This window comes from Burkholderia sp. Ed8 (assembly GCF_040761425.1).
Taxonomy (GTDB): Bacteria; Pseudomonadota; Gammaproteobacteria; order Burkholderiales; family Burkholderiaceae; genus Burkholderia; species Burkholderia seminalis.
The window spans coordinates 2,600,607-2,622,567 of record NZ_CP142885.1 but is presented as its reverse complement, the minus strand read 5'-3'; the positions used below and the strand labels follow the sequence as shown (position 1 = coordinate 2,622,567).

Below are 21,961 nucleotides of genomic sequence, written 5' to 3'. Positions count from 1 at the left end.
GCATCATGAATTGACAACCACTTTACAAAATAGACAACTGGTTGTCAAATTGGATGCGCGGATCAAACGAATCGTCTACGACGATCGACGGGCGCGCGGCTGCCCCGGGCTGGCGCATTTGCCGCGCATGCCCGACAAATCCTTTCCGATCAAGGGCTTGGTGTCGTTAATGGAAGGTTGTCCACAAGCTTGCCAACATAATCTGTGGACAAGCTTCCGGTCACGTGCGCATCAGACCGGTGCGGGAAACCGCACCGTGACGGTCAGCCCGCGCCCGCCCTGCGTGGTGCCGAGCGCGACCGTCGCGCGATGCTGTTCGGCGATTCGCTTGACGATCGACAGCCCGAGCCCGCTGCCCGACGACGTGACGGCCTGCGCGCCTTCGCCGCGATAGAAGCGTTCCCACACGTCCGTGCGTTCGGCTTCCGGAATACCGGGGCCGTCGTCGGCGACTTCGAGCACGGGCGTCGTGCCGTCGACGCGCGCGGACACGTCGACGCGCGCGCCTGCGCCCGCATAGCGGATCGCGTTGTCGACGAGGTTGTTGAGCAGCACGCGCAGCGTGTCGGCATTGCCCGCGGCCATCACGGGCGCGGCGACGATCGCGCCGAGATCGATCCGGTGCGCGTCGGCGACGCGCGCGCGGTCCGACACCACCGACCGGCACAGCGCGGCGAGATCGACGGGCTCCGACGTCGAGGCGGCCGCCTGCGCATCGGGTTCGAGGCGCGCGAGCGTCAGCAGCTGCTCGGCGAGGTGGCCGAGGCGCGTCGTGCCCGCCTGGATCTGCGCGAGAATGTGCTCGCGCTCCTCGGCGGTCGCCGCGCGCCGCAGCAACTGCGACTGGATCGACAGCCCCATGATCGGCGTGCGCAACTCGTGCGCGGCATCGGCGATGAAATGCCGCTGCAGCGTGAACGACCGGTCGAGCCGCGCAAGCAGGTCGTTGATCGCTTCGGCGAGCGGGCGGACCTCGTTCGGCATCGACGCGACGTCGACCGGCTCGAGGTTGTTCGCATTCCTGCGTTTCAGGCCCGATGCGATCGTGCGCAGTGGCCGCAACCCGGCGCCGATGCCGAACCACAGGCCGATCGCGAGCAGCGGCAGCATCGAGAACACCGGCCACAGCAGATGCACGGCGATCCCGGCGATCGCTTCCCAGCGGGCATGCCGCGCCTGCGCGAGCCGGATCGTCGTGCCGCCGCGTTCGGTCACGTAGGTGCGCCACGACTGGCCGCCGACGTCGACGCTCGCGATACCCTTCTGCGCGGGTGCCGGCAACTTCGAATCGCGGTCGGTCGAATACACCAGCGTGCCGTTGCGCCACACCTGCAGCAGCACCGCATCGGGATCGCTCGCCTCGAAACCGTGCTTGCCGTTTGCACGGTCGCTGAACGACAGCTCGCCGTTCGGGCCGACGACGATTTGCTTCGACATGCTGCGCATCTGGTCGTCGAGCAGGTCGTCGAGCTCGCGCAACGCACCCCAGTAGGTGCCCGCGCTCGCGACCAGGCCGATCACGCACGCGGCCGGCAGCAGCCAGGTCAGCAGGCGTCGCCGCAGCGACGCGTTGCGCCAGCGTGCGATCGCGCGTTGCACGTGCGTCATGTGCCGTCACCGATCCGGTAGCCGACGCCGCGCACCGTGCGGATCATGTCGTGGCCGAGCTTCTTGCGCAGGTTGTGGATATGCACCTGTACCGCGTTGCTCTCGATTTCCTCGCCCCAGCTGTACAGCCGCTCCTCGAACTGCTCGCGCGAAATCACCGCGCCCGGTTCGCGCATCAGCTCGTGCAGCAGCACGAACTCCTTCGGCGACAGCGGCACTTCCTCATCGTCCAGCCAGACGAGGTGCTTGACGGGATCGAGCCGCAGCGGGCCGATCGCGAGTGTCGTCTGCGCGCGGCCCGCGTGGCGGCGGTTGACCGCGCGGATGCGGGCGAGCAGTTCGTCGAGTTCGAACGGCTTGACGAGATAGTCGTCCGCGCCGCTGTCGAGGCCCGCGATGCGGTCGGGCACGCCGTCGCGCGCGGTGATGATGATCGCGGGCAGGTTTTCGTCGCGGCGGCGCAGCGCGGCGAGCACCGACAGGCCGTCGCGGTTCGGCAGCCCGAGATCGAGCAGCAGCAGGCCGTAGCCGGTCGAACGCAGCGCGAGCGACGCGGCATCGCCGTCCTTCACCCAGTCAACCGCGAAGCCTTCGTGTTTGAGGCCCTGTTCGAGCCCGCTGCCGATCAGCGGATCGTCCTCGACGAGCAGTACGCGCATGGATTCGTGTCTCTTCAGCAGGGCGCGGCAACGCCCGGGATTCCCATGATAAGCGCGCGCGTCTTAGGTCAAGCTTAAATGCGGAGGGCGCCGCCGCCATTTCGTACCTGTCCAATGCGGCACCGTGTCGCCTCGGCGCACCCTTCAGGTTTGCTTAATCTTACGGTCCGTAATCTGGTGCCGTCGCGTTCAACGGAGCGCGGCGTCACATCCAAGAAGAGGACCGACATCATGAAACACCTGGCCAGAATCCTGGCGGTTGCACTCGCCACGCTGCCCGCCGCCGTCTATGCGCAATACACGGGGCCATCCGCGCTGACCACGACGACCGTGAAGGAACTGCTCGCCAACGGCAAGGACGATCAGCACGTGCAGTTGCAAGGGCGCATCGTCAAGCGCGTCGGCGGCGAGGACTACGAGTTCGCCGACGCCACCGGCACGATCCGCGTCGAGATCGACCACAAGCTGTGGGCGGCCGGCCAGCCGGTCAGCGACAAGAACGAAGTGAAGGTGACCGGCGAATTCGAGCGCAAATGGTCGGGCAGCGTGAAGGTCGACGCCGATCACGTCGAAGTGCTGCGCTGACCGGTGCGCGCGGGGCCGGTGATACCATGAGCGACCGGTTCCCGTTCCCATCACGATGGCTGCCAATTTCGACGAACTCGCGTCCCGGATCCGGGCGCAATTTTCCGAGCTGAGCCCGCAATTCCAGGCGGGCGCCGCCTTCCTGCTCGACCATCCCGACGAAGTCGCCACGTCGTCGATGCGCAAGGTCGCGCAGCGCGCGCAGGTGCAGCCTGCGTCGCTCGTGCGGCTCGCGCAGCAATTCGGTTTTCCCGGCTGGAACGAGTTGCGCGATCTGTGCGTCGCGCGCGTGCGCGCGCGGCCCGAGCCGCTCACGCAGCGCGCGCGCTCGCTGGTGCGGCCCGACGCGAGGGCGTCGCTCGCGCATGACCTGCTCGCCGCGCAGCAGCACAACCTGTCGGCCACCGCCGCGCAGAACGAGCACGCGCTCGCGGACGCGGCCAGGCTGATCCGCAAGGCATCGCATGTTCACGTGGCGGGGTTCCGCTCGTGTTATCCGGTCGCGTTCGGGTTCGTGTACGGCTACCGGCTGTTCCGCCCGACCGTGTCGCTGCTCAACGGCGTCGCCGGTTCGCTCGAAATGGAGCTGCGGACGATCGCGAAGCAGAGCGTGACCGTGGTCGTCAGCTTCGCGCCGTACTCGGCGGAAGCAACACGCGTCGCGCAGGCCGCGAAGGAGCAGGGCAGCAAGATCGTCGCGATCACCGACAGCGCGGTGGCGCCGATCGCGCTGCACGCGGACGCGCAACTGATCTTCACGCACGACAGCCCGTCGTTCTTCCCGTCGCTGGTGGCCGCGCATGCGATGGCCGAGGCGCTGGTCGCGCAGTTGCTCGCGCTCGAAGGCAGCGATGCGATCGCGGCGCTCGAGCGCACCGAAGCGGCGCTGCACGCGAAGGGCGCCTACGTGGTCTGACGCGCGCGGTGCGTGCGGCTCCAGCCAATTCCCGTTCACGATTCAACCCGACGCAACCGATGACGTTCACCTACGAAGTGACCGACGCGGGCGACGCGGACGTACGCAAGCAGATCGTCGCGCCGCTCGTCCGGTTCAACGAAAGCCAGGCCGGCCCGGCCGAGTTCCGGCCGCTGGCCGTGGTCGTGACCGACGCCGCCGGCGCGGTGGTCGGCGGCCTGTGGGGCGGCACGGCGTTCGGCTGGCTGCACGTCGACCTGCTCGTGGTGCCCGAGGCCGCGCGCGGCCAGGGCGCCGGCACGCGCATCATGGATCTGGCCGAAGCGGAGGCGCTCGCGCGCGGCTGCCACAGCGCGTGGCTCGACACGTTCGATTTCCAGGCGCGACCGTTCTACGAAAAGCGCGGCTATGTCCGCTTCGGCGAGCTGCCGGACTATCCGGTCGGGCACACGCGCATTTTCCTGACGAAGCGGCTCGCGGGCTGAGCGGCGCAGCGTCGGCAGGTTGACGATGTCGCCGGCCGTCGCCTACGATACCGGGCAGCGATGCAGGTCGCTTCCGGGTCCGCGGAAAGGGTTGAACCCACCTGTGTCGCATCCACTCGAGGTTTCCCCATCCTTTGTGCTGGCGGTATTGCGGACCTTCGGCCATCCATGCACGAGGATCCGCATGAACACGCTGCCTCCCAACGCCCATCCCGATCATCTGAAAAAGCAGGCCAAGGCATTGTTGCGCCTGTACCGGCAAGGCGACGCCGGTGCCGTCGCGCGCTTTGTCCGGTCGCTCCCCGCCGCCGCGAACCGCACGCACGACGAAACACGCGCGCTCGGGCTCCGCCTGCACGACGCGCAGTCCTGCATCGCGCGCGAGTACGGCTTCGCGTCGTGGGCCGATCTCGGCGCGTTCGTCGAAATGCGCGCGCTCGCGCGGCAACCGCGGTCGGCGCTGATCCGGCGCTGGCTCCACCTCGCCTACGGCGGTGAGGTGACCGGCGGCGTCGATGCGCCCCGGCCGCGTGTCGCCGCGCAATTGTTGCTCGACCATCCCGATCTCGTGTCGGCCGATCCGGCCATCGCATGCGCGGCGGGCGATCTCGACGCGGTGAAGGCGGCGCTGGCTGCCGATCCCGGCTGGATCGCGCGCGCCGGCGGTGCGTTCAAGCTGCCGCCGCTGGTCGCCGTCACGCATTCGCGGCTCGGGCGGATTCCGGCGTTCGCCATCGGGCTGCGCGACTGCGCGCGTCATCTGCTCGATGCAGGCGCGGATCCGAACCAGCGGATCGGCAACCGGTTTCCGCCGGCTTCGCTTGCCGAGCCCGACGAGTCGGCGCCACTGTCGGCGCTGTACGGCGCCGCGGGCGTCAATCGTGATCCGGCGCTCACGGCGATGTTGCTGGAAGCCGGCGCCGACCCGAACGACGGCGAATCGCTGTATCACTCGCTGGAGAATCCGGCCTGCACGCGCGTGCTGCTCGAGCACGGCGCGCAAGTGGGCGGCACGAATGCGTTGCGGCGCGCGTTCGACATGCGCGACGCGGCGGCGCTCGAACTGCTGCTCGCGCATGGCGGCGACGCGAACGAGCCGCCCGGCGCGGGCCTCGCGCGGACCTGGGGCGCGCCGTTGCTGCGCGCGATCGGCGTGCGCTGCTCGGCGCGCCATGTCGCCGCGCTGCTGGCGGCCGGCGCCGATCCGCGCGCGTGCACGCCGGCGGGCGTCAGTGCGTACCGGCTGGCGATGCAGGCCGGCTTGACCGACGTCGCGGCGCTGCTGCGCGCAGCCGGCGCGGAAGAGGCGCTCGGCCCGGACGACGCATTCGTGGCGGCCTGTGCGCGTGCCGACGCCGACACCGCGCGGCGTATCCGGGCGCGCCATCCGGAACTGCCCGGCGCGCTGACCGAGGACCGGCTGCGACAACTGCCGGATGCCGCCGCATGGGGGTCGCGCGACGCGGTGAAGGTCATGGTCGAGCTGGGCTGGCCGATTGCCGTGCGCGGCGGCGACTGGGACGCGAGCGCGCTCAATCACGCGGTGTTCCGCGGCGATGCCGATCTGCTGGCGTTCCTGCTCGCGCACGGCGCAAGCTGGCGCGAGCCGCACGGATTCGGGAGCGACGCGCTCGGCACGTTGTCCTGGGCGTCCGTCAACGAACCGGAGGGCGTCGACGTACCCGACTGGGAAGCGTGCGCACGCGTGCTGATCGCACATGGCGTGCCGCAGGCGGTGCGCGATCCGTCGCATCCGGACGCCGTGCTGATCGACGGCCGCACGATGCAGTTCTCCGAGGCCGTCGCCGACGTGTTGCTCGGCATCGACGGCGGGCCGGCTGCATCGACGTAAGCGCCGGCTGCCGGCGCGCGTCCCGCGCGTCGGTTTTTTTCCGGTCGCGCGACGACATTTCGGCCATCGCTGAAACGTCGCGCGCACGACCGGCGTAAGCTCACCCGTCATCACCATCCGGGAGTCCACGATGACCCGTTCCGACCTGCAGGCGCGCCACGCCGAAGTTTTCCGTTCGCTGCACACGCGCCCCGGCGCGTTCATCATCCCGAACCCGTGGGACGCCGGCACCGCGCGCCTGCTGGCGATGGCCGGTTTCGAGGCGCTCGCCACGACGAGCGCCGGCTACGCGTTTTCGAAAGGGCAGCCCGACAACGCGATCGACCGCGACGCGATGCTCGACCACATTGCCGATCTCGTCGCCGCGGGCGGCCTGCCGGTGAGCGCCGATCTCGAGAACGGCTTCGGCGATGCACCCGACACGGTGTCCGAAACGATCCGGCTCGCGGCCGAGGCCGGCGCGGTCGGCGGCTCGATCGAGGACGCGACGGGCCGCGCCGACGCGCCGATCTACCCGCGCGGCGCGGCGGTCGAGCGCATCGCGGCGGCCGTCGACGCGGCGCGCGCGCTGCCGTTTCCGTTCACCTTGACCGCGCGCTGCGAAAACTACCTGCACGACCGCCGCGATCTCGACGACACGATTGCCCGGCTCGTCGCCTATCGTGACGCGGGCGCCGACGTGCTGTATGCGCCGGGCATCACCGACGCCGACGAAATCGCGGCCGTGACGCGGGCGGTCGGCGCGCCGGTGAACGTCGTGATGGGGCTGCAGGGCGGCTTGCTGAGCCTGGACGAACTCGCGGCGCTCGGCGTGAAGCGCGTCAGCGTCGGCGGCGCGCTGGCGCGGGCCGCGCTCGGCGCGTTCCTGCGCGCCGCGACCGAGATGGCGCGCGACGGCACGTTTACGTTCGCACAGGCGGCCGTGTCGGGGCGCGACATCAACCGCTGGTTTGCGGCACCCGATAATTCGCCGGTTTTGTTCGGAGAATGACGGCCAATTAAACATGGGATCGTTTCCAGCGGAAACGTCGATTGACAATAATCAACCTATTTCGCGTCTTGATTAACCGTCGATGACGGCGCGAAAACCATCGTTTATTCTCCGCATTTCCCCCGGTTGCCCCGATCCGCCGTGCAGGCCGCGCCGGATCGGGCGATCGGCGGCCCGCCGCGCGTGTCGATGGCGCGTATCGTTGCATTTTCTCGATCAATGTATTTTCGTGTGCGGCAGTTGCCGGCCGTTTTTTTGATTGATAATCTGCGGCACATTCAAATGACCGGTTGGCGGGCCGCCGGGAATATCAATATATAAAATCCGAGAGAGCGATGACGATCCGAGAAAATCAGCGCGTCAGGTTTCGCGTCGGCGATGTCGTGACGCTGAAAACGGGCGGGCCGCGCATGACCGTCACCTATGCGGGGCCGGTCGTGTTCGACGACGGCGACTGGCTGATCTGCCAGTGGTTCGACGAAAACGGCGAATTCCGGCAGGAAATGTTCCATCACGACACGGTGCTGCCCGAGCCGCGCGCGATTTCGGCCGGGCGCGTCCGGATGCGCATGCAGTCGCACCGCGACCGGTCGGCCGCCTGACCGTTGCCTTGCCTCGCGTTGCGAGGCCGCGGCGCGTGGCGCCCGTGCCGCGACATTTCACGTGAACCCGAAACATGCGGCGGTGCACGCCATCGATACTGAGCGCATGAACCCGACCGATCCCATTGCAGCGGTGACGCACCGCGATCCCTATCCCTACTATGCGACGCTCGTCGACGGGCCGCCGCTCGCGTTCGACGCCGCGCTCGGCCTGTGGGTCGCGAGCCGCGCGTCGACCGTGACGGCCGTGCTCGGCCATCCGGCCTGCCGCGTACGCCCGCTGGACATGCCGGTGCCGCCCGCGTTGCGCGGCACGACGGCCGGCGCGCTGTTCGGCGAACTCGTGCGCATGAACGACGGCGCGTCGCGGCACGACGTACCGAAGCAGGCGTTGCGCGCGGCGTTCGCACCGATCGACACGGAGGCGCTGCGCGCTCGCGCGGCGCAGCTTGCCGCGCGACGGTTGCCGGCGCCTGGCGACGCCGACGCGCTGAATACGTGGTGCATGACCGTGCCCGTGTGTGCGGTTGCCGATCTGCTCGGCTTCGACGAAGCGCAGCTGGACGACATCGCGGCGCGGGTCGTCGACTTCGTCGCCGCGCTGTCGCCGTTGTCGGATGCCGCGGCGCTGGCGCGCGCAAGCGAAGGCGCGCGGCAATTGCTCGACCGGATGACCGAGCGCGTCGCGCAGACGCGTGCGCACGACGGCACGCTCGTCGCCGCCGTGCAGCAGGCAGCGCGCGCGTCGGGCTGGCAGGCAAGCGGCGCGCTGGTGGCGAATCTCGTCGGGTTGTTGTCGCAGACCTGTGAAGCGACGGCCGCGTGGCTCGGCAACATGCTGGTGGCATGGCACGGGGAAGCCCACGCCGCGCGCGCCGTGCCTGACGACACGGCGCTCGACGCCTTCGTCGCCGAAGTCGGGCGCTTCGATTCACCGGTGCAGAACACGCGCCGCTTCGTCGCGGCGCGCACGACGATCGACGGCGCGACCGTCGAAGCCGGCGACGCGATCCTCGTCGTGCTCGCCGCGGCGAACCGCGACCCGGCCGTGCATCGCGAACCGCACCGGCTGATGCCCGGTCGCGCGGCGGGGCCGAATTTCGGCTTCGGCACGGGGCCGCACGCGTGCCCGGGCGAGCGGATCGCGCGGGCGGTGACGGCGGGGGCGTTCGGGGCGTGCTTGCGCGCAGGCGGCTGGCCGCCGCACGAGGGACTGCACTGGACTTACCGCGCGTCGACCAACGTCAGGATGCCGAAGTTCGACGCGGCACGGTGAAAGGGAAAAAGGGACTTAACGGCAGCCTTGCTTCTCGGCCCATTGCTCCTGGGCCGCGACGCGGCGCTGCACGCGTTCGACGAGGCCGGACGAGAACGTCCGCATGCTGACGCCGCGGCGCTTCGCGAGGATCGTCTGCGCGACGTCGGTACGCGGGTTCGGCTGGCACGCCCAGTACAGCGTCATCAGCCAGCCGATGCCGGTCCATGCGAACAGCGCGTTGAACATCGCGATCGTCAGCTTGTCGTGCCGGCCGCGCCGGTCGGCAATGACGGCCGGCAGAAAATAGATCGCGATCGCGGCGACTGAACCGGCCACTTGAATCAGGACTGCATCATGCATGGTGCTGCTCCGTCCGAACTGCAATGTGGCTGATTGTCGCGCTTTTTTCGTTCGTGTGCTGGCAATTGATTGTTGCGTTTTTAATGACGATCAGTCGGCTTCGGCGCCGATCGGCTGCACTTCGTTGCTCAACGCGAAACCTTCGTCGCGCCAGCCCGTCACGCCGCCAATCATCAGCTTGACCGGCCGGCCGAGGCGCGCCAGCTGGATCGCCGCGCGTGCGGCGCCGTTGCAGTGCGGGCCCGCGCAGTAGACGACGAACAGCGTACCGGCCGGATAGCCGGCGAGCTTGCTCTCGATGATCTTGCGGCGCGGCAGGTTGCGTGCGCCGGGCACGTGGCCGGCGGCGAACTGGTCGGGGCCGCGCACGTCGAGCAGCACGAAGTCGGGTGCCCCGGACGCGAGCGCGTCGTGCACGTCCCAGCAATCGGTCTCGAATCGCAGCGACGCCTCGAAATGGGCGAGGGCGGCGGGGCTGTCGGCGGCGGGCACGTCGGTGACGTAGGACATGGGCAGGTTCTCCGGGTGGAAGGGGCGCGGAGCGCGCCGGGATGAGAGGCAGTATCGCGGTTCGGCCCGCTTTGCGGCAGTGGCGCGATCGACAAGTTCCGGTAACATTGCGCCATGCATGATCATCTCGTCGTCGCGCTCGCCTACGATCGCCTCTGCACATTCGAATTCGGCTGCGTGGTCGAACTGTTCGCGCTCGAGCGCCCGGAACTCGGCGTCGACTGGTATCGCTTCGCGGTATGCGCCAGCGAGCCTGGGCCGGTGCGCGCGGCGGGCGGCATCACGGTCGCCGCGCCGTACCGGCTCGCGATGCTCGATCGCGCGGGCACCATCGTGATTCCCGGCTGGCGCGATCCGGACGAACGGCCGCCCGAGCCGTTGCTGAAGAAGCTGCGGGCCGCGCATCGGCGCGGCGCGCGGCTCTGCTCGATCTGTTCGGGCGTGTTCGTGCTCGCGGCGGCCGGCGTGCTCGACGGGCTCACGGTGACCACCCACTGGCGTTACGCGGAACGCCTGCAGGCGCGCTATCCGGCGCTGCGCGTGAATCCCGATGCGCTGTACGTCGACGAAGGGCAGATCGTCACGTCGGCCGGTTCGGCGGCGGGGCTCGACATGCTGCTGCATCTGGTGCGGCGCGACCACGGCGGCGCGATCGCGAACCGGGTCGCGCAGCGCCTCGTGCTGCCGCCGCACCGCGATGGCGGGCAGGCGCAATTCGTGCCGCGCCCGGTCGCGCCGGGCGGCACCGACCGGCTCGCGAAGCTGATCGACTGGATGCGCGCCCATGCGGCCGAGCCGCACACGCTGGCATCGCTCGCCGCGCAGGCCGCGATGAGCACGCGCACGCTGCAGCGCCAGTTCGCGGATGCGACGGGGATGTCGCCGCTCACGTGGCTGATCCGCGAGCGCGTGAACGTCGCGAAGGACATGCTCGAGGCGCAGCCCGCGCTGCCGCTCGCGCAGGTCGCGGCGCGCGCGGGGTTCGGCTCGGAGGAATCGTTGCGCCGGCATTTCCGGCGCGTCGCGGCGACCAGCCCGGCCGCATACCGGCGCGGCATGGATCGCGGCGGCACGTAGCGCACGCGGCATCAGGCCGGTTGTGCGCGACGAGACGAAGAACAACCCGCGTGGCGACGACCATGCATGGCGAAAAAGGATTCCGATGACGACACTGCCTTCCCGTTTGCCGTTGATCCAGGCCCCGATGGTCGGTTCGCTGAGCCCGCTCGCGATCGCCGTGTGCGAAGCCGGCGGGCTCGGTTCGCTCGCGTGCGCGGCGCTCGGCCCGCAGCAGTTGCGCGACGAGATCGCGGCGATCCGCGCCCGCACGCCCGCGCCGTTCAACGTGAACTTCTTCTGCCACACGCCGCCCGCGCCCGACGCCGAGGTCGACGCGCGCTGGCGCGCGGCGCTCGCCGGCTACTACGCGGAAGCCGGAGTCGATCCGGCCGGCGTGAAGGGCGGCCCGGGCCGCGCGCCGTTCGACGATGCGACGTGCGCGGTCGTCGAGGAATGGCGGCCGGCCGTCGTGAGCTTCCATTTCGGGTTGCCGGACGACACGCTGCTCGAACGCGTGCGGCGTACGGGCGCGCGAGTCGTTTCTTCCGCGACGACCGTCGAGGAGGCGCGCTGGCTCGATGCGCGCGGCGTCGACGCGATCGTCGCGCAGGGCGCGGAGGCCGGCGGCCACCGCGGGATGTTCCTGACCGACGATATCCATGCGCAACCGGGCCTGTTCGCGTTGCTGCCGCAGATCGTCGACGCGGTGCGCGCGCCGGTGATCGCGGCCGGTGCGATCGCCGACGGGCGCGGCATCGCGGCCGCGTTCGCGCTCGGCGCGCGTGCGGTGCAGATCGGTACCGCCTACCTGCTGACGCCGCAGGCCGGCCGGTCGGCGCAGCATCGCGCGGCGGTGCGCGCGGCACGCGACGACGGCACGCGCATGACCAACCTGTATACCGGCCGCCCCGCGCGCGGGCTGCTGACGCGCTTCATGCGCGAACAGGGGCCGATGAGTGCCCTTGCGCCCGCGTTCCCGCTCGCGACGGCCGCGGTCGATCCGCTGCGTAGCGCGTTCGAGCGGCAGGGCCGCGACGATTTCTCGCTGCTGTGGTCGGGCGAGGCCGCGGCGCTCGCGCGCGAGGCGGATGCCGGCACATTGACGCGACGCCTGTGGGACGACGCGCTGGCCTGCGCGGCAGGGCTGCGCGACGCGTTCCCGAAGGTCGTCTGAACGGCCAGGAGGGGGCGCCGGCGGGGGAGCATCGGCGTATGATCTGGGTTTTCGTCAGCCCGATCCAGGCCCCCCCATCATGACTTCCGTCGACACGACCCCCGTCCTCGACCATGACAAGCTCGTTACCTTCGTCGAGCGCAAGTGGAACGATGAAATCCTCCATGCCCTGACCGACTACATCGCGATTCCCGCGAAGAGTCCCGCATTCGACCCCGACTGGGCGAAGCGCGGCTATCTCGAGCGCGTCGTCACGGACGCCGCGCAGTGGGCCGAACGGCAGCCCGTGAAGGGCCTGACGCTCGAAATCGTGCGCCTGCCGGGCCGCACGCCGGTGATCTTCTTCGAGACGCCCGCCACGCGCTCGGGCAGCACCGATACGATCCTGCTGTACGGCCACCTCGACAAGCAGCCCGAATTCGACGGCTGGCGCGCGGACCTCGGCCCGTGGACGCCGAAGTTCGAGAACGGCAAGCTGTACGGCCGCGGCGGCGCGGACGACGGTTACGCGATCTACGCGAGCCTCGCGGCGCTCGGCGCGCTCGACGAGCAGGGCATCGAGCGGCCGCGCTGCGTCGGCCTGATCGAGACCTGCGAGGAGTCGGGCAGCTACGACCTGCTGCCGTACGTCGATGCATTGCGCGACCGGCTCGGCCAGGTGTCGCTCGTCGTCTGTCTCGATTCGGGCGCCGGCAACTACGACCAGATGTGGCTCACCACGTCGCTGCGCGGCCTCGTGTCGGGCGACCTGCAGGTCGAGGTGCTGGAAGAAGGCATCCACTCGGGGGTCTACGGCGGCATCGCGCCGTCGAGCTTCCGCGTGATGCGCCAGCTGTTCGAGCGCCTGGAAGATGCGAAGAACGGCAACCTGCTGCCGGGCGTGTTCCATTGCGAGATTCCGTCGAGCCGCGTGCGCGAGGCCGAAGCGGCCGCCGCGATTCTCGGCGACACCGTATGGAAGGGGCTGCCGTGGGCGTGCGGCGCGGACGGCAAGCCGGTGCTGCCGACCACGACCGATCCGCGCGAGGCGCTGCTGAATTCGACATGGCGTCCGTCGCTGTCGGTCACGGGTGCGGCCGGCATGCCGGCGCTCGCCGATGCCGGCAACGTGCTGCGTCCGCGCACCGCGTTCAAGCTGTCGCTGCGCCTGCCGCCGCTCGTCGATGCCGCCCAGGCCGTGCAGCAGCTGAAGGAACTGCTCGAACTCGATCCGCCGTACAACGCGAAGGTCACGTTCAAGCCGGACGCGGGCGCCGCGACGGGCTGGAGCGCGCCCGATCTCGCGCCGTGGCTCGCGTCGTCGCTCGACGCCGCGTCGCGCCGCCACTTCGGCGCCGACTGCGCGTACATGGGCCTCGGCGGCACGATCCCGCTGATGAACGTGCTGCAGGAAGGCTTCCCGTCCGCGCAGTTCATGGTGTGCGGCGTGCTCGGGCCGAAGTCGAACGCGCACGGCCCGAACGAGTTCCTGCATGTGCCGTACGCGAAGAAGCTGACCGCGGCCGTGGCCGACGTGATCGCGACCGCGCGCTGAGCGTCGCAGCGTCCGAAGCATCGATTGCCCGATCCGACGTGATGGAGTGTTGCCGATGACCGTCCTGCCGACGCCCGCTACCGAACCGCTGCGCATGCGCGCCGAACCGCTGCACGCATTCGTCGCGGCACTCTGGGAGCGGGCCGGCAGCAGTGCGCGCGAGGCAGCGCTCGTCGCCGATCACCTGGTCGGCGCGAATCTCGCGGGCCACGACTCGCACGGGATCGGGATGATCCCGAATTACGTCGCGTCGTGGCGGGAAGGGCAGTTGCAACTGAACGGGCACGCGTCGATCGTGCGCGACGGCGGCGCGGTGCTGACGATCGACGGCGGCCGCGGTTTCGGCCAGGTGATCGCGTTCGAGGCGATGGTCGAGGGAATCGAGCGTGCGCGGCGCATGGGGATCTGTGCGATCGGGCTGCGCGACGTCCATCACCTCGGCCGCATCGGGCACTGGGCCGAGCAGTGCGCCCGCTCGGGGCTCGTGTCGTTCCATTTCGTCAACGTGCCGGGCGACCTGCTGGTCGCGCCGTTGCACGGCACCGATCCGCGCTTCGGCACGAACCCGTTCTGCGCCGCGTATCCGCGGGCGGGCAAACCGCCGCTGCTGCTCGATTTCGCGACGAGCGCGATCGCGTACGGCAAGACGCGCGTCGCGTACAACCAGGGCAAGCATGTGCCGGCCGGGTCGCTGATCGACCATCGCGGCCAGCCGACCGATGATCCGGCCGTGATGCACGAGCAGCCGTTCGGCGCGCTGCTGCCGTTCGGGCTGCACAAGGGGTATGCGCTCGCGGCGATGTGCGAGATCTTCGGCGGGGCGCTGGTCGGCGGGCATACGACGTACGGCGATACGCTGCAGAAAACGAGCGCGATCGTCAACGGGATGCTGTCGGTGCTGATCGACCCGAACGCGTTCGACGCGGCCGACGCCGAGCGCGAGGCCGATGCGTTCGTCGCGTGGGCGAAGGCATCGCCGCAGGCCGGCGATGCGCCGGTGCGGATGCCCGGCGAGCCGGAGGATGCCAGCCGTGCCGCACGCGGGGCCGCCGGCATCCCGGTCGACCGCGCGACGTGGCGGCAGATCCGCGAGAGTGCGACGGCCGTCGGTTTCGACGACGCCGAGCTCGATGCGTGGACGCGGCGCTGCGAGGCCCGCGCATGAGCTGGCAAGCGGAGAAGGCGCACGGCGAGGAGATCGCGTATCAGCTCGCGCCGCTCGGCACGGTCGCGGTCGCCCGGTTCTTCAGCGGCGCGGCGTTGCGGCTCGACGGCGTGATGTTCGGCTTCATGTCGCGCGGGTCGCTGTTCCTGCGTGTCGACGACGTGAACCGTCCGGCGTTCGTCGCGGCGGGCATGGGGCCGTTCTCGTATACCAGGCCCACGCGTACGGTCGCGCTCGAGGGCTACTACGAAACGCCGGCCGACGTGCTCGAGGATGCGGGTGCGCTGTTCGACTGGTGCCGCGGCGCGTATCGTGCGGCGTTGCTGGCCGGGCCGCCGAAGCGCAAGGCGAGGGCCGTGCCGAAGCCGGCGTCGAAGGCGGGTGCCGGGACGGCAGCGAAATCGGCATCGAAATCGGCATCGAAAGCCGCGCCGAAAGCCGCACTGAAATCCGCGCCCAAGCCTGCGCCGAACCCGGCGCGGAAGACGGCATCCACGGTGGCGGCGAAATCCGCGCCGAAATCCACGGCCGAACCGCTCTCCGTGCCGAAAGCCGCGCGCGTATCGAAACCTGCGCCGAAACCGGCATCGAAACCGCCGGCGAAGCGCAAGCAGACGTAATACCGGCCGCGCGAAGCGACAGCCGCGCGATGTTCGCTTTCCTTTCTTTCAGGCGTACCCATCACCGGGCGACCGGTGCGTCGTACGGCCGCAGGCCCGCACGACCGGACGTACGAACGCGTCAAGCTTGACGCGCCGCACATCCTGCATGCTTCACAACGGCAGTCCCGGCGTTTATGATCGGCGCGGGTTGCGCCGCCGGGCGCGGCCCGCGCCGGCCTTGCCGCCGGCTCCGCGAACGGCGCATCGTACGTCGCGCGGAACGTATCCCCACTCATCATTCCAGACGGAGACAGTCGATGCTCGTCCTGATTCTCGGTTTAGCGATCTTCCTCGGTGTGCACTCGATCCGGATCGTCGCCGGCGGCTGGCGCTCCACGACGATCGAGCGGATCGGCGAGAAGGGCTGGAAGGGCGGTTATTCGATCGCGTCGGTCGTCGGCTTCGTGCTGATCGTCTGGGGGTACGGGATCGCCCGCTCGGGCGCGACGCTGCTGTGGGTGTCGCCGGTCGGCGTGCGCCACCTGACGGGCATGCTGACCGCGGTCGCGTTCGTGCTGATCGCCGCGTCGTACGTGCCGCGCAACCGGATCAAGACGCTCGTCGGACACCCGATGCTGGCCGGCGTGATGGTCTGGGCCGTGGCGCACCTGCTCGTGAACGGCACCGTGCATGCGGTCGTGCTGTTCGGTGCGTTCTTCGTGTGGTCGATCGTCGATTTCGTCGTGTCGCGTGCGCGCGATCGCCGCGACGGCGTCCGCTACCCGGCCGGCGCGCTGTCGGGCGACATCGTCGCCGTGCTGGGCGGGATCGTCGTCTGGGCCGTGTTCGCGCGGTTCCTGCACGGCCCGCTGATCGGCGTGCGGCCGTTCGGCTGAACGCGCACGCCGGCCGCCGGTCAACGCATCCTCGCCAGGAACGAGTTCATCACCGACATGAACGATTCGAACAGCACGGTCTTCATCGCGACGGCCGCACCCGTGAAGCCCGCGATGTTGAACAGCGCACTCGCGGCGATTTCTGGTTGGCCTTGTCGGTCCACGGCATGCACAGGATCAGAATCGACACCGAGCCGACGTAGCACACCATCACGCGCACGATCACGCCGCCAAGCGCGATCATCGTGATGTGCCGTTGCTTGAGGCTTTGCCTCAACGCGTTGTCCGCCTCTCCTGCCTCTCGTTATCGTTGGGCGGGAAGCGCGTGCGTCAGATCGGCTTGACGAACAATCCGATGGTCAGCACGACGCCGATGCAGACGATCCCGATCCGCAGGATGCGTTCGTTCACGCGATGCAGCGCCCACGTGCCGAGCAGCCCGCCGACGATCGCGCCGCCGCCGAGCGCGAGTGCCGATCCCCAGTGCAGGTGCGGCGACGTCACGAACAGCACGACGGCCGATGCGTTCATCACGCCCGCGAGTGCGTTCTTCGTCGACATCGCGTGACGCGGCGACAGACCGGCCATCGTCAACACGGCCATCATCAGGAAGCCGAGTCCGCCGCCGAAGTAGCCGCCGTAGATCGCGATCATGAATTGCGAGATCGCGGCAGGGACGGTGCCGAGGTGCGCCGCGCCTTCGCGCGGCTTCCGGAAGAAGCTGCCCCACGCGAACACGATGGTCGCGAACAGCACGAGCCACGGTACAAGGCGCGAGAAGATCGACGAAGGCGTCTTCAGCAGCAGCAGCCCGCCGAGTGCGCCGCCGACCACGCTGATCGCGAACAGCGCGCGAAACGACAGCTTGCCCGCGCCGCGCACCATTTTTCGGCTGGCCCAGCCGGTCGAGACCTGCGCGGGAAACAGCGCGACCGTCGACGTGATGTTCGCCGCGAGCGGCGACATGCCCGACACGATCAGCGCGGGCAGCGTGACGAACGAGCCGCCGCCGGCGAGGGTGTTCTGCAGGCCGGCCCAGAGGCCGGCGAGGATGACGAGAGCGAGCATCGGAGCGCAACGAGGGAGGTGGCAGGCCCGCTTGCCGGATACGGGCAGGCGCGGTGGACGCCCGATGGTAATGCAGGATCGCGCTCTTCGGTGCTTCGCCGCCTCGTGGTGCGAGCGCGGTCCGGGTGCGCAGGCGCCGCCGTGCGCGTGGCGTTCGAGCCGGGAACACGCCCGATTTAACGCTTCATTACGATAGGCTTAACGGAATGGTGCTAAATTCCCGTCGATATCTCGAAAATCAGAAGGGCGGACAGATGCTGAAGAAACTGGGTGTGATGGCAGTGGTGGCCGGCGTGACGGCGATGGTGTCGTTACCTGCCGTGGCAGGCGATACGAATAACGCACTGGGCGGTGCGTTGGGCGGCGTCGCGGGTGCGGCGGTCGGCAATGCGATCGGCGGCAGCACGGGCACGGTCATCGGCGGTGCGGTAGGCGGCGGCGCGGGCGGTGCGGTCACGTCGAACAAGCGCGAGCGCACGGGCGCGGTCGTCGGCGGCGCACTGGGCGGCGGCGCGGGCGCCGCAGCGGGCAATGCGATGGGCGGTACGGCGGGCGGTCTCGTCGGCGCAGCCGTGGGCGGCGGCGCGGGCGCGGCGCTGGGCGGCCACGTGTCGCGCAACAACGCCCGTTCCAACGACCACTATCACGGCAACAAGCACAAGAAGAAGCGCAACAAGCACTACGACTGAGCGTCGGTTTCCCGGTGCGTGCCGATCGTGCCGGGTGATCGACCGCGTATGAGCGGCGACGGCGGCAGTCCGGCGGACGTCCGTCTTTCCGCCTTCGATGCGCCGTGCGTCGAGCATCCGATGCTGAAGGAGGCGTCAAGCCGCGTCGACTGCGTCGCTTGATCGCCTGCGCCGACCAAGCGCCCTGGTTGCACGACCGGTACTGGCGTATCGACAAGCTGACGTTCAGGCATCGTGGCCGTCTTGGTCATCGGTCCGGCAACGGATGACATTGATGCAGTGATTGGCACAGGCAAGGCCCGGATAAGAAGTCGCAGAGAAGGCAAGAAAAATCTCCGTCGTAGCGTTGTTGACGACGAATATCGTCATGGCGCTTCAGCGTGCGGCGTCCAACGCACGCCGTCGAGCGTCCCAATCGAAAATGCCAGCACTAGCCTCGACACACGCCAATCGGCCTGAGATTGCACGACCTGACGTCGCGCCGTTGCGAGGGTAGTTTGGGCGTTCAGAACATCGAGCAGGGGACCGACGCCGGCACTGTAGCGTTTGCTCGCCACGTCGTACGCTTCCTGCGCGCTTTCCTGCGTCGAAGAGGCGACCTGTAGATTGGCCGTCTTCGTTATCACGTCCTGATAGTTGCGCCATACTGCCGACGCGACTTCCAGTTCGGCTTTGTGCAGGCTTGCGCGGTCGATATCAACTTGAGCTTCCGATGCCTGACGGTGATACTCCTGACCAAACCCTGAAAAGATCGGGATGCTGATCTGAATTCCCACATATTTGCTGTACGTGCGCGTGTCGCGTGGAAATGCGCCTAATGACTTGTCGTTGCTCAACGAGCCGGACAAGGAAATCGTGGGCAGTTCCTCCCTGTGTGCAAGTTTCGCGTTCGCGTCGTCAGCTTCGATCAGTGCTTGCGCCTCGCGTACCTTCGGGTTGACAGCTTTTGCGAGCGCCAGCAGATCAGCAATCGAAGACGTGAAATTCACGTCCGGTTGAGCGCCCGCGCTCACATCGACTTCAATGGAGGTTTCGACGGGAATTCCCATGCGTAGACACAAGGTGCCCTGCGCTGCCTTGAGCGCACCTGTCGCGTTCACGCGTGTGTAAATTGCTTCCTGCCACGCGGCCTTTGCCTGCAATTCATCGTTCAGTGTAGCGGCGCCTGCAAGGTGTTTATGCCGGGCAATCTGAAAGCTTCGTTCGGCATTCGCCTCGGCGTTGCCCGCAGCATCAAGTGTGCTTTGTGCAGTCCAGACTGAGTAAAACGCCGCTGCGGCCTGTTCGAACACAGATTGCAGCGCTTCGGTATGGCTCGCCTTGGAAAGCTCAAGAAGACCGTTATAGTAGGCCAGATTCGCGTCACGCCTTCCGAAATCGAAGAGCACCCACGAGAGCCGCAACTCGCCATAACGATCCGATGCGCGGCCCATCGCATCAGGCAGTGTCGGACCAGATAGGGTTTCGGTTTCAACTGTACGCGAACGTGTGCCACTGGCGTCTAGCGTCGGCAACCACGCAGATTTTGCGACACCCACCTGAGCCGCGTTCAAGACCATGTTCGCCCAGCTCTCGCGCACGGTCGGATCGCTGCACAGAGCGCGGCTGACTGCGTCATACAGGGAAACAGGCGAATGAAGGCTCGCGTCGCTACAGGCGCCTGTAGCGCGTGCCATCCGGTTCAAATAGGGCGACACGTCTTCCAGTCCTCTTCGCGTCGAAAAAGGATCGAGTTGCGCATGCGTCAGCGGAACGACGAGCATGGCGACCGCGAGGCAGGCAACAACGAGCGCACAACGGTATGAAAGCGTCTGAAGCGCGACATTCTTCTTTCTCATGCTGTTTCCCGAACCTGCCCAAGTTCGATGACGCGATCAGCTGTTGCGATGGTTTCAGGACGGTGCGCGACAATGATCCGCGTGATGTTCAGCTTGCGCATCGCCGCGTTCACGGCGCGCTCGTTGTTCACGTCAAGATGGCTCGTCGCCTCATCGAGCAGGAGCAGTTTCGGACGGCGGTAAAGGGCGCGTGCGAGCATCACGCGTTGCCGCTGACCTGCGGACAGGGCAGACCCCATGTCTCCGATATAGGTGTAGTAGCCCATCGGCATCGCACGAATATCAGCATTGACGGAAGCCATTTCCGCGCATTCCGTGATCCACGCGAAGTCGGGCGTTGGATCGAAGAAACTGATGTTCTCGGCAATCGATCCGGCGAACAGTCGATCCTCTTGCATCACGACGCCGATCAGGGAACGATAGTTCGCAAGCCCCATTTGCCGAATCGGTATTCCGCCCGCGATAATTTCCCCAGAATACGGTGCCAACAAGCCTGCGAGCAGTTTCAGCAACGTGGTTTTGCCTTGGCCAGATGGCCCGACAATTGCAACAGCTTCGCCGGCCTCAACACGCAGATCGAGGTTGTCGATGATCTTCGGTCCGTTCTTCGAATAGCTGTATGACAATTTCTTGACTTCGAGCGTCGGCACAAATTCATCCACGTCCGGCGCTCGCATCACTTCATCCGGCTCCCGTTTCGTGAGCACGATATCCGCCAGTCGCGCCGCGTGAAGTTTGAGAATTCGCAGCTCGTAAACTTTGTCGATCAACGCAGTAAAGCGTGCGGTGAACTGCCCACGATAGGACAGGAAGGCGAACAGCATCCCGAGCGAGAGCGACCGGTCAATGACGGCAAGCGCGCCGAAGTAGGTTACGAGAATCGCTTCGAGCCCGAAGATGAAATGATTGCTTATGGTGGCGATCAGTTGAAGCCGTCGCGTTCGCAGATCGGCGTTCTTCTCGCTTACGATCACATTCAGCCAGCGGGCTAGCCGGTCCTCCGCCTTACCAAACAGGCGCACGCTCTGAATGCCTCGGACTGATTCCATGAGCAGACTTTTGCCTCGTGCGGCGAAAACAATCTGCTTCTGGTTCGACATGCGCAGTGCGCCATAAATACAGGCGCGCAAGATCGCGTAGAGCACCACGGCAACCACACTGATAAGCGATAGCCGGGCGTTGTAGACGATCATGATAATGATGGTGCCGATCGACATGAGACCATCGAGCACGGATTCAACGAAGCCGACCGTCAGCGCTTGCTGGATCGTGTTGACGCTATCGAAGCGGGAAACGATATCGCCGATGTGACGTTTGCCGAAATAGTCGAGCGGCAGATTCAGCAGATGTCTGAACACGTTCGCCAACCATTGCACATTCACGAGCGTGCTGAACGTCGTGACAGCCCACGATCGCATTGCCTCTGTCGCGATATGGATCACCAGCACCAACCCGAAACCCAGCGCCAAAATCAGAAGTAGGTGTCGATCGCCGGTCGTAATGGCTTGGTCCGTGACCCACTCGGGATAGAAAGGTGCAACGATGGTGAAGACTTCAAGCGCAAGGGCGAGCAGGAAGATTCTGAGCAGCCCGCGCCCGACACCACTTGCACGACCCATCAGGGAACGCAGACCGATTTCCTGCTTGTCCCGGCGAGGCTGAAAGGCCGGCGTCGGCAAGAGTTCCAATGCCATGCCGCCGAAATGCAGCGACAATTCCTTGAGCGGCATGCGCCGCGCGCCGAGCGCGGGGTCAACCAACATCACATGATCGCGGCCAACTCGTTCGAGGACGACAAAATGCCGAAAATCCCAATGCAGAATGCACGGCAGCCGCAGCAGGTGAAGCTCTTCCGGCTCCAGTCGAACCGCGCGCCCGGCAAGATCGAGGGATGCGCCGATCTTGACAAGATCGAGCAGCGTAAGCCCCTTGAGTGATGGCGAAAAGCGTCGCCGCAACGTTGGCAGATCGGTGTCGTAGCCATGAAACGTTGCGATCATGCTGATGCAGGCAAGTCCGCATTCCGTTGCTTCGGTTTGCAAATGCACGTCAACACTACGCCGAAATCCGAATTGAAGTTGGCGGTTCATGGTTGCTCTGGTTAGGGTAA

Annotated in this window: 21 protein-coding genes and 1 pseudogene; 14 read left to right on the top strand and 8 right to left on the bottom strand. The window is 67.4% G+C overall.

The window, feature by feature from the left end:
* Nucleotides 1-231: 231 nt before the first annotated feature.
* Together VXM69_RS11985 and VXM69_RS11980 are read right to left on the bottom strand one after the other, a co-directional pair.
* Nucleotides 232-1,608 (bottom strand): ATP-binding protein, encoded by a 1,377-nt coding sequence (locus tag VXM69_RS11985; protein WP_059556826.1) that lies wholly within the window; start codon nucleotides 1,606-1,608, stop codon nucleotides 232-234.
* Nucleotides 1,605-2,267: a response regulator gene (locus VXM69_RS11980; RefSeq protein ID WP_367188657.1), complete on the bottom strand. Its 663-nt coding sequence runs from the start codon at nucleotides 2,265-2,267 to the stop codon at nucleotides 1,605-1,607. The genes VXM69_RS11985 and VXM69_RS11980 overlap by 4 nt, the downstream gene beginning before the upstream one ends.
* Before the next feature lie 231 nt (nucleotides 2,268-2,498).
* Here VXM69_RS11980 and VXM69_RS11975 point away from each other — a divergent pair, with 231 nt between their 5' ends.
* From VXM69_RS11975 to VXM69_RS11945, 7 genes are all read left to right on the top strand, one after another.
* The gene (locus VXM69_RS11975) at nucleotides 2,499-2,852 is read left to right on the top strand and encodes a YgiW/YdeI family stress tolerance OB fold protein (RefSeq protein WP_124670257.1); all 354 of its coding nucleotides are present in this window, start codon (nucleotides 2,499-2,501) and stop codon (nucleotides 2,850-2,852) included.
* A gap of 55 nt (nucleotides 2,853-2,907) precedes the next feature.
* A complete protein-coding gene (locus VXM69_RS11970; RefSeq protein ID WP_049032225.1) occupies nucleotides 2,908-3,768 on the top strand; it encodes a MurR/RpiR family transcriptional regulator in 861 nt (286 codons plus the stop codon).
* A gap of 59 nt (nucleotides 3,769-3,827) precedes the next feature.
* Nucleotides 3,828-4,253: an N-acetyltransferase gene (locus VXM69_RS11965; RefSeq protein ID WP_069245977.1), complete on the top strand. Its 426-nt coding sequence runs from the start codon at nucleotides 3,828-3,830 to the stop codon at nucleotides 4,251-4,253.
* 184 nt (nucleotides 4,254-4,437) lie between these two features.
* A complete protein-coding gene (locus tag VXM69_RS11960; protein ID WP_367188656.1) occupies nucleotides 4,438-6,105 on the top strand; it encodes a hypothetical protein in 1,668 nt (555 codons plus the stop codon).
* Nucleotides 6,106-6,235: 130 nt separating this feature from the next.
* Nucleotides 6,236-7,096 carry an oxaloacetate decarboxylase gene (locus VXM69_RS11955; RefSeq protein ID WP_367188655.1) on the top strand — a complete coding sequence of 287 codons (861 nt, stop codon included), beginning with the start codon at nucleotides 6,236-6,238 and terminating at the stop codon, nucleotides 7,094-7,096.
* Between the two features lie 335 nt (nucleotides 7,097-7,431).
* Nucleotides 7,432-7,698 (top strand): YodC family protein, encoded by a 267-nt coding sequence (locus VXM69_RS11950; RefSeq protein WP_049032821.1) that lies wholly within the window; start codon nucleotides 7,432-7,434, stop codon nucleotides 7,696-7,698.
* Nucleotides 7,699-7,804: 106 nt separating this feature from the next.
* Nucleotides 7,805-8,974, top strand: a complete 1,170-nt coding sequence (locus VXM69_RS11945) for a cytochrome P450 (RefSeq protein ID WP_367188654.1) — start codon at nucleotides 7,805-7,807, stop codon at nucleotides 8,972-8,974.
* A 15-nt stretch (nucleotides 8,975-8,989) separates the two neighbouring features.
* Here VXM69_RS11945 and VXM69_RS11940 read toward each other — a convergent pair whose 3' ends face one another.
* Both VXM69_RS11940 and VXM69_RS11935 read right to left on the bottom strand, forming a co-directional pair.
* Nucleotides 8,990-9,316, bottom strand: coding sequence for a superinfection immunity protein (locus tag VXM69_RS11940; RefSeq protein ID WP_034189349.1), 327 nt, complete (start codon nucleotides 9,314-9,316; stop codon nucleotides 8,990-8,992).
* A 90-nt stretch (nucleotides 9,317-9,406) separates the two neighbouring features.
* Nucleotides 9,407-9,826 (bottom strand): rhodanese-like domain-containing protein, encoded by a 420-nt coding sequence (locus VXM69_RS11935; protein ID WP_049032816.1) that lies wholly within the window; start codon nucleotides 9,824-9,826, stop codon nucleotides 9,407-9,409.
* Nucleotides 9,827-9,940: 114 nt separating this feature from the next.
* Between VXM69_RS11935 and ftrA the strand changes: the two genes are divergently transcribed.
* The 6 genes from ftrA to VXM69_RS11905 all read left to right on the top strand — a co-directional run bounded on the left by ftrA (nucleotide 9,941) and on the right by VXM69_RS11905 (nucleotide 16,256).
* Nucleotides 9,941-10,903, top strand: coding sequence for a transcriptional regulator FtrA (ftrA, locus tag VXM69_RS11930; RefSeq protein WP_367188653.1), 963 nt, complete (start codon nucleotides 9,941-9,943; stop codon nucleotides 10,901-10,903).
* Nucleotides 10,904-10,988: 85 nt separating this feature from the next.
* Nucleotides 10,989-12,059, top strand: coding sequence for an NAD(P)H-dependent flavin oxidoreductase (locus VXM69_RS11925; RefSeq protein ID WP_367188652.1), 1,071 nt, complete (start codon nucleotides 10,989-10,991; stop codon nucleotides 12,057-12,059).
* 79 nt (nucleotides 12,060-12,138) lie between these two features.
* Nucleotides 12,139-13,593: a M20 family metallopeptidase gene (locus tag VXM69_RS11920; RefSeq protein WP_059556820.1), complete on the top strand. Its 1,455-nt coding sequence runs from the start codon at nucleotides 12,139-12,141 to the stop codon at nucleotides 13,591-13,593.
* Nucleotides 13,594-13,648: 55 nt separating this feature from the next.
* Nucleotides 13,649-14,758: a malate/lactate/ureidoglycolate dehydrogenase gene (locus tag VXM69_RS11915; RefSeq protein ID WP_069706805.1), complete on the top strand. Its 1,110-nt coding sequence runs from the start codon at nucleotides 13,649-13,651 to the stop codon at nucleotides 14,756-14,758.
* A complete protein-coding gene (locus tag VXM69_RS11910) occupies nucleotides 14,755-15,378 on the top strand; it encodes a TfoX/Sxy family protein (RefSeq protein WP_049028510.1) in 624 nt (207 codons plus the stop codon). Before VXM69_RS11915 ends, VXM69_RS11910 begins: the two co-directional genes overlap by 4 nt.
* 299 nt (nucleotides 15,379-15,677) lie before the next feature.
* Nucleotides 15,678-16,256, top strand: a complete 579-nt coding sequence (locus tag VXM69_RS11905) for an NnrU family protein (RefSeq protein ID WP_059556818.1) — start codon at nucleotides 15,678-15,680, stop codon at nucleotides 16,254-16,256.
* Nucleotides 16,257-16,291: 35 nt separating this feature from the next.
* Here the strand turns inward: VXM69_RS11905 and VXM69_RS11900 are convergent.
* Both VXM69_RS11900 and VXM69_RS11895 read right to left on the bottom strand, forming a co-directional pair.
* Nucleotides 16,292-16,494: pseudogene (locus VXM69_RS11900) on the bottom strand (GABA permease); the annotation flags it as partial.
* A gap of 92 nt (nucleotides 16,495-16,586) precedes the next feature.
* Complete coding sequence (locus VXM69_RS11895) at nucleotides 16,587-17,324, bottom strand: sulfite exporter TauE/SafE family protein (protein ID WP_367188651.1); 738 nt, start codon at nucleotides 17,322-17,324, stop codon at nucleotides 16,587-16,589.
* 254 nt (nucleotides 17,325-17,578) lie between these two features.
* On the opposite strand from VXM69_RS11895, the gene VXM69_RS11890 reads away from it, so the two are divergent.
* On the top strand, nucleotides 17,579-18,013 hold the full coding sequence (locus VXM69_RS11890) for a hypothetical protein (RefSeq protein WP_034189357.1): 435 nt from the start codon (nucleotides 17,579-17,581) through the stop codon (nucleotides 18,011-18,013).
* Between the two features lie 365 nt (nucleotides 18,014-18,378).
* Here VXM69_RS11890 and VXM69_RS11885 read toward each other — a convergent pair whose 3' ends face one another.
* Nucleotides 18,379-19,851 (bottom strand): TolC family protein, encoded by a 1,473-nt coding sequence (locus VXM69_RS11885; RefSeq protein ID WP_367188650.1) that lies wholly within the window; start codon nucleotides 19,849-19,851, stop codon nucleotides 18,379-18,381.
* Nucleotides 19,848-21,941: a peptidase domain-containing ABC transporter gene (locus tag VXM69_RS11880; RefSeq protein ID WP_367188649.1), complete on the bottom strand. Its 2,094-nt coding sequence runs from the start codon at nucleotides 21,939-21,941 to the stop codon at nucleotides 19,848-19,850. Before VXM69_RS11880 ends, VXM69_RS11885 begins: the two co-directional genes overlap by 4 nt.
* Nucleotides 21,942-21,961: the final 20 nt, after the last annotated feature.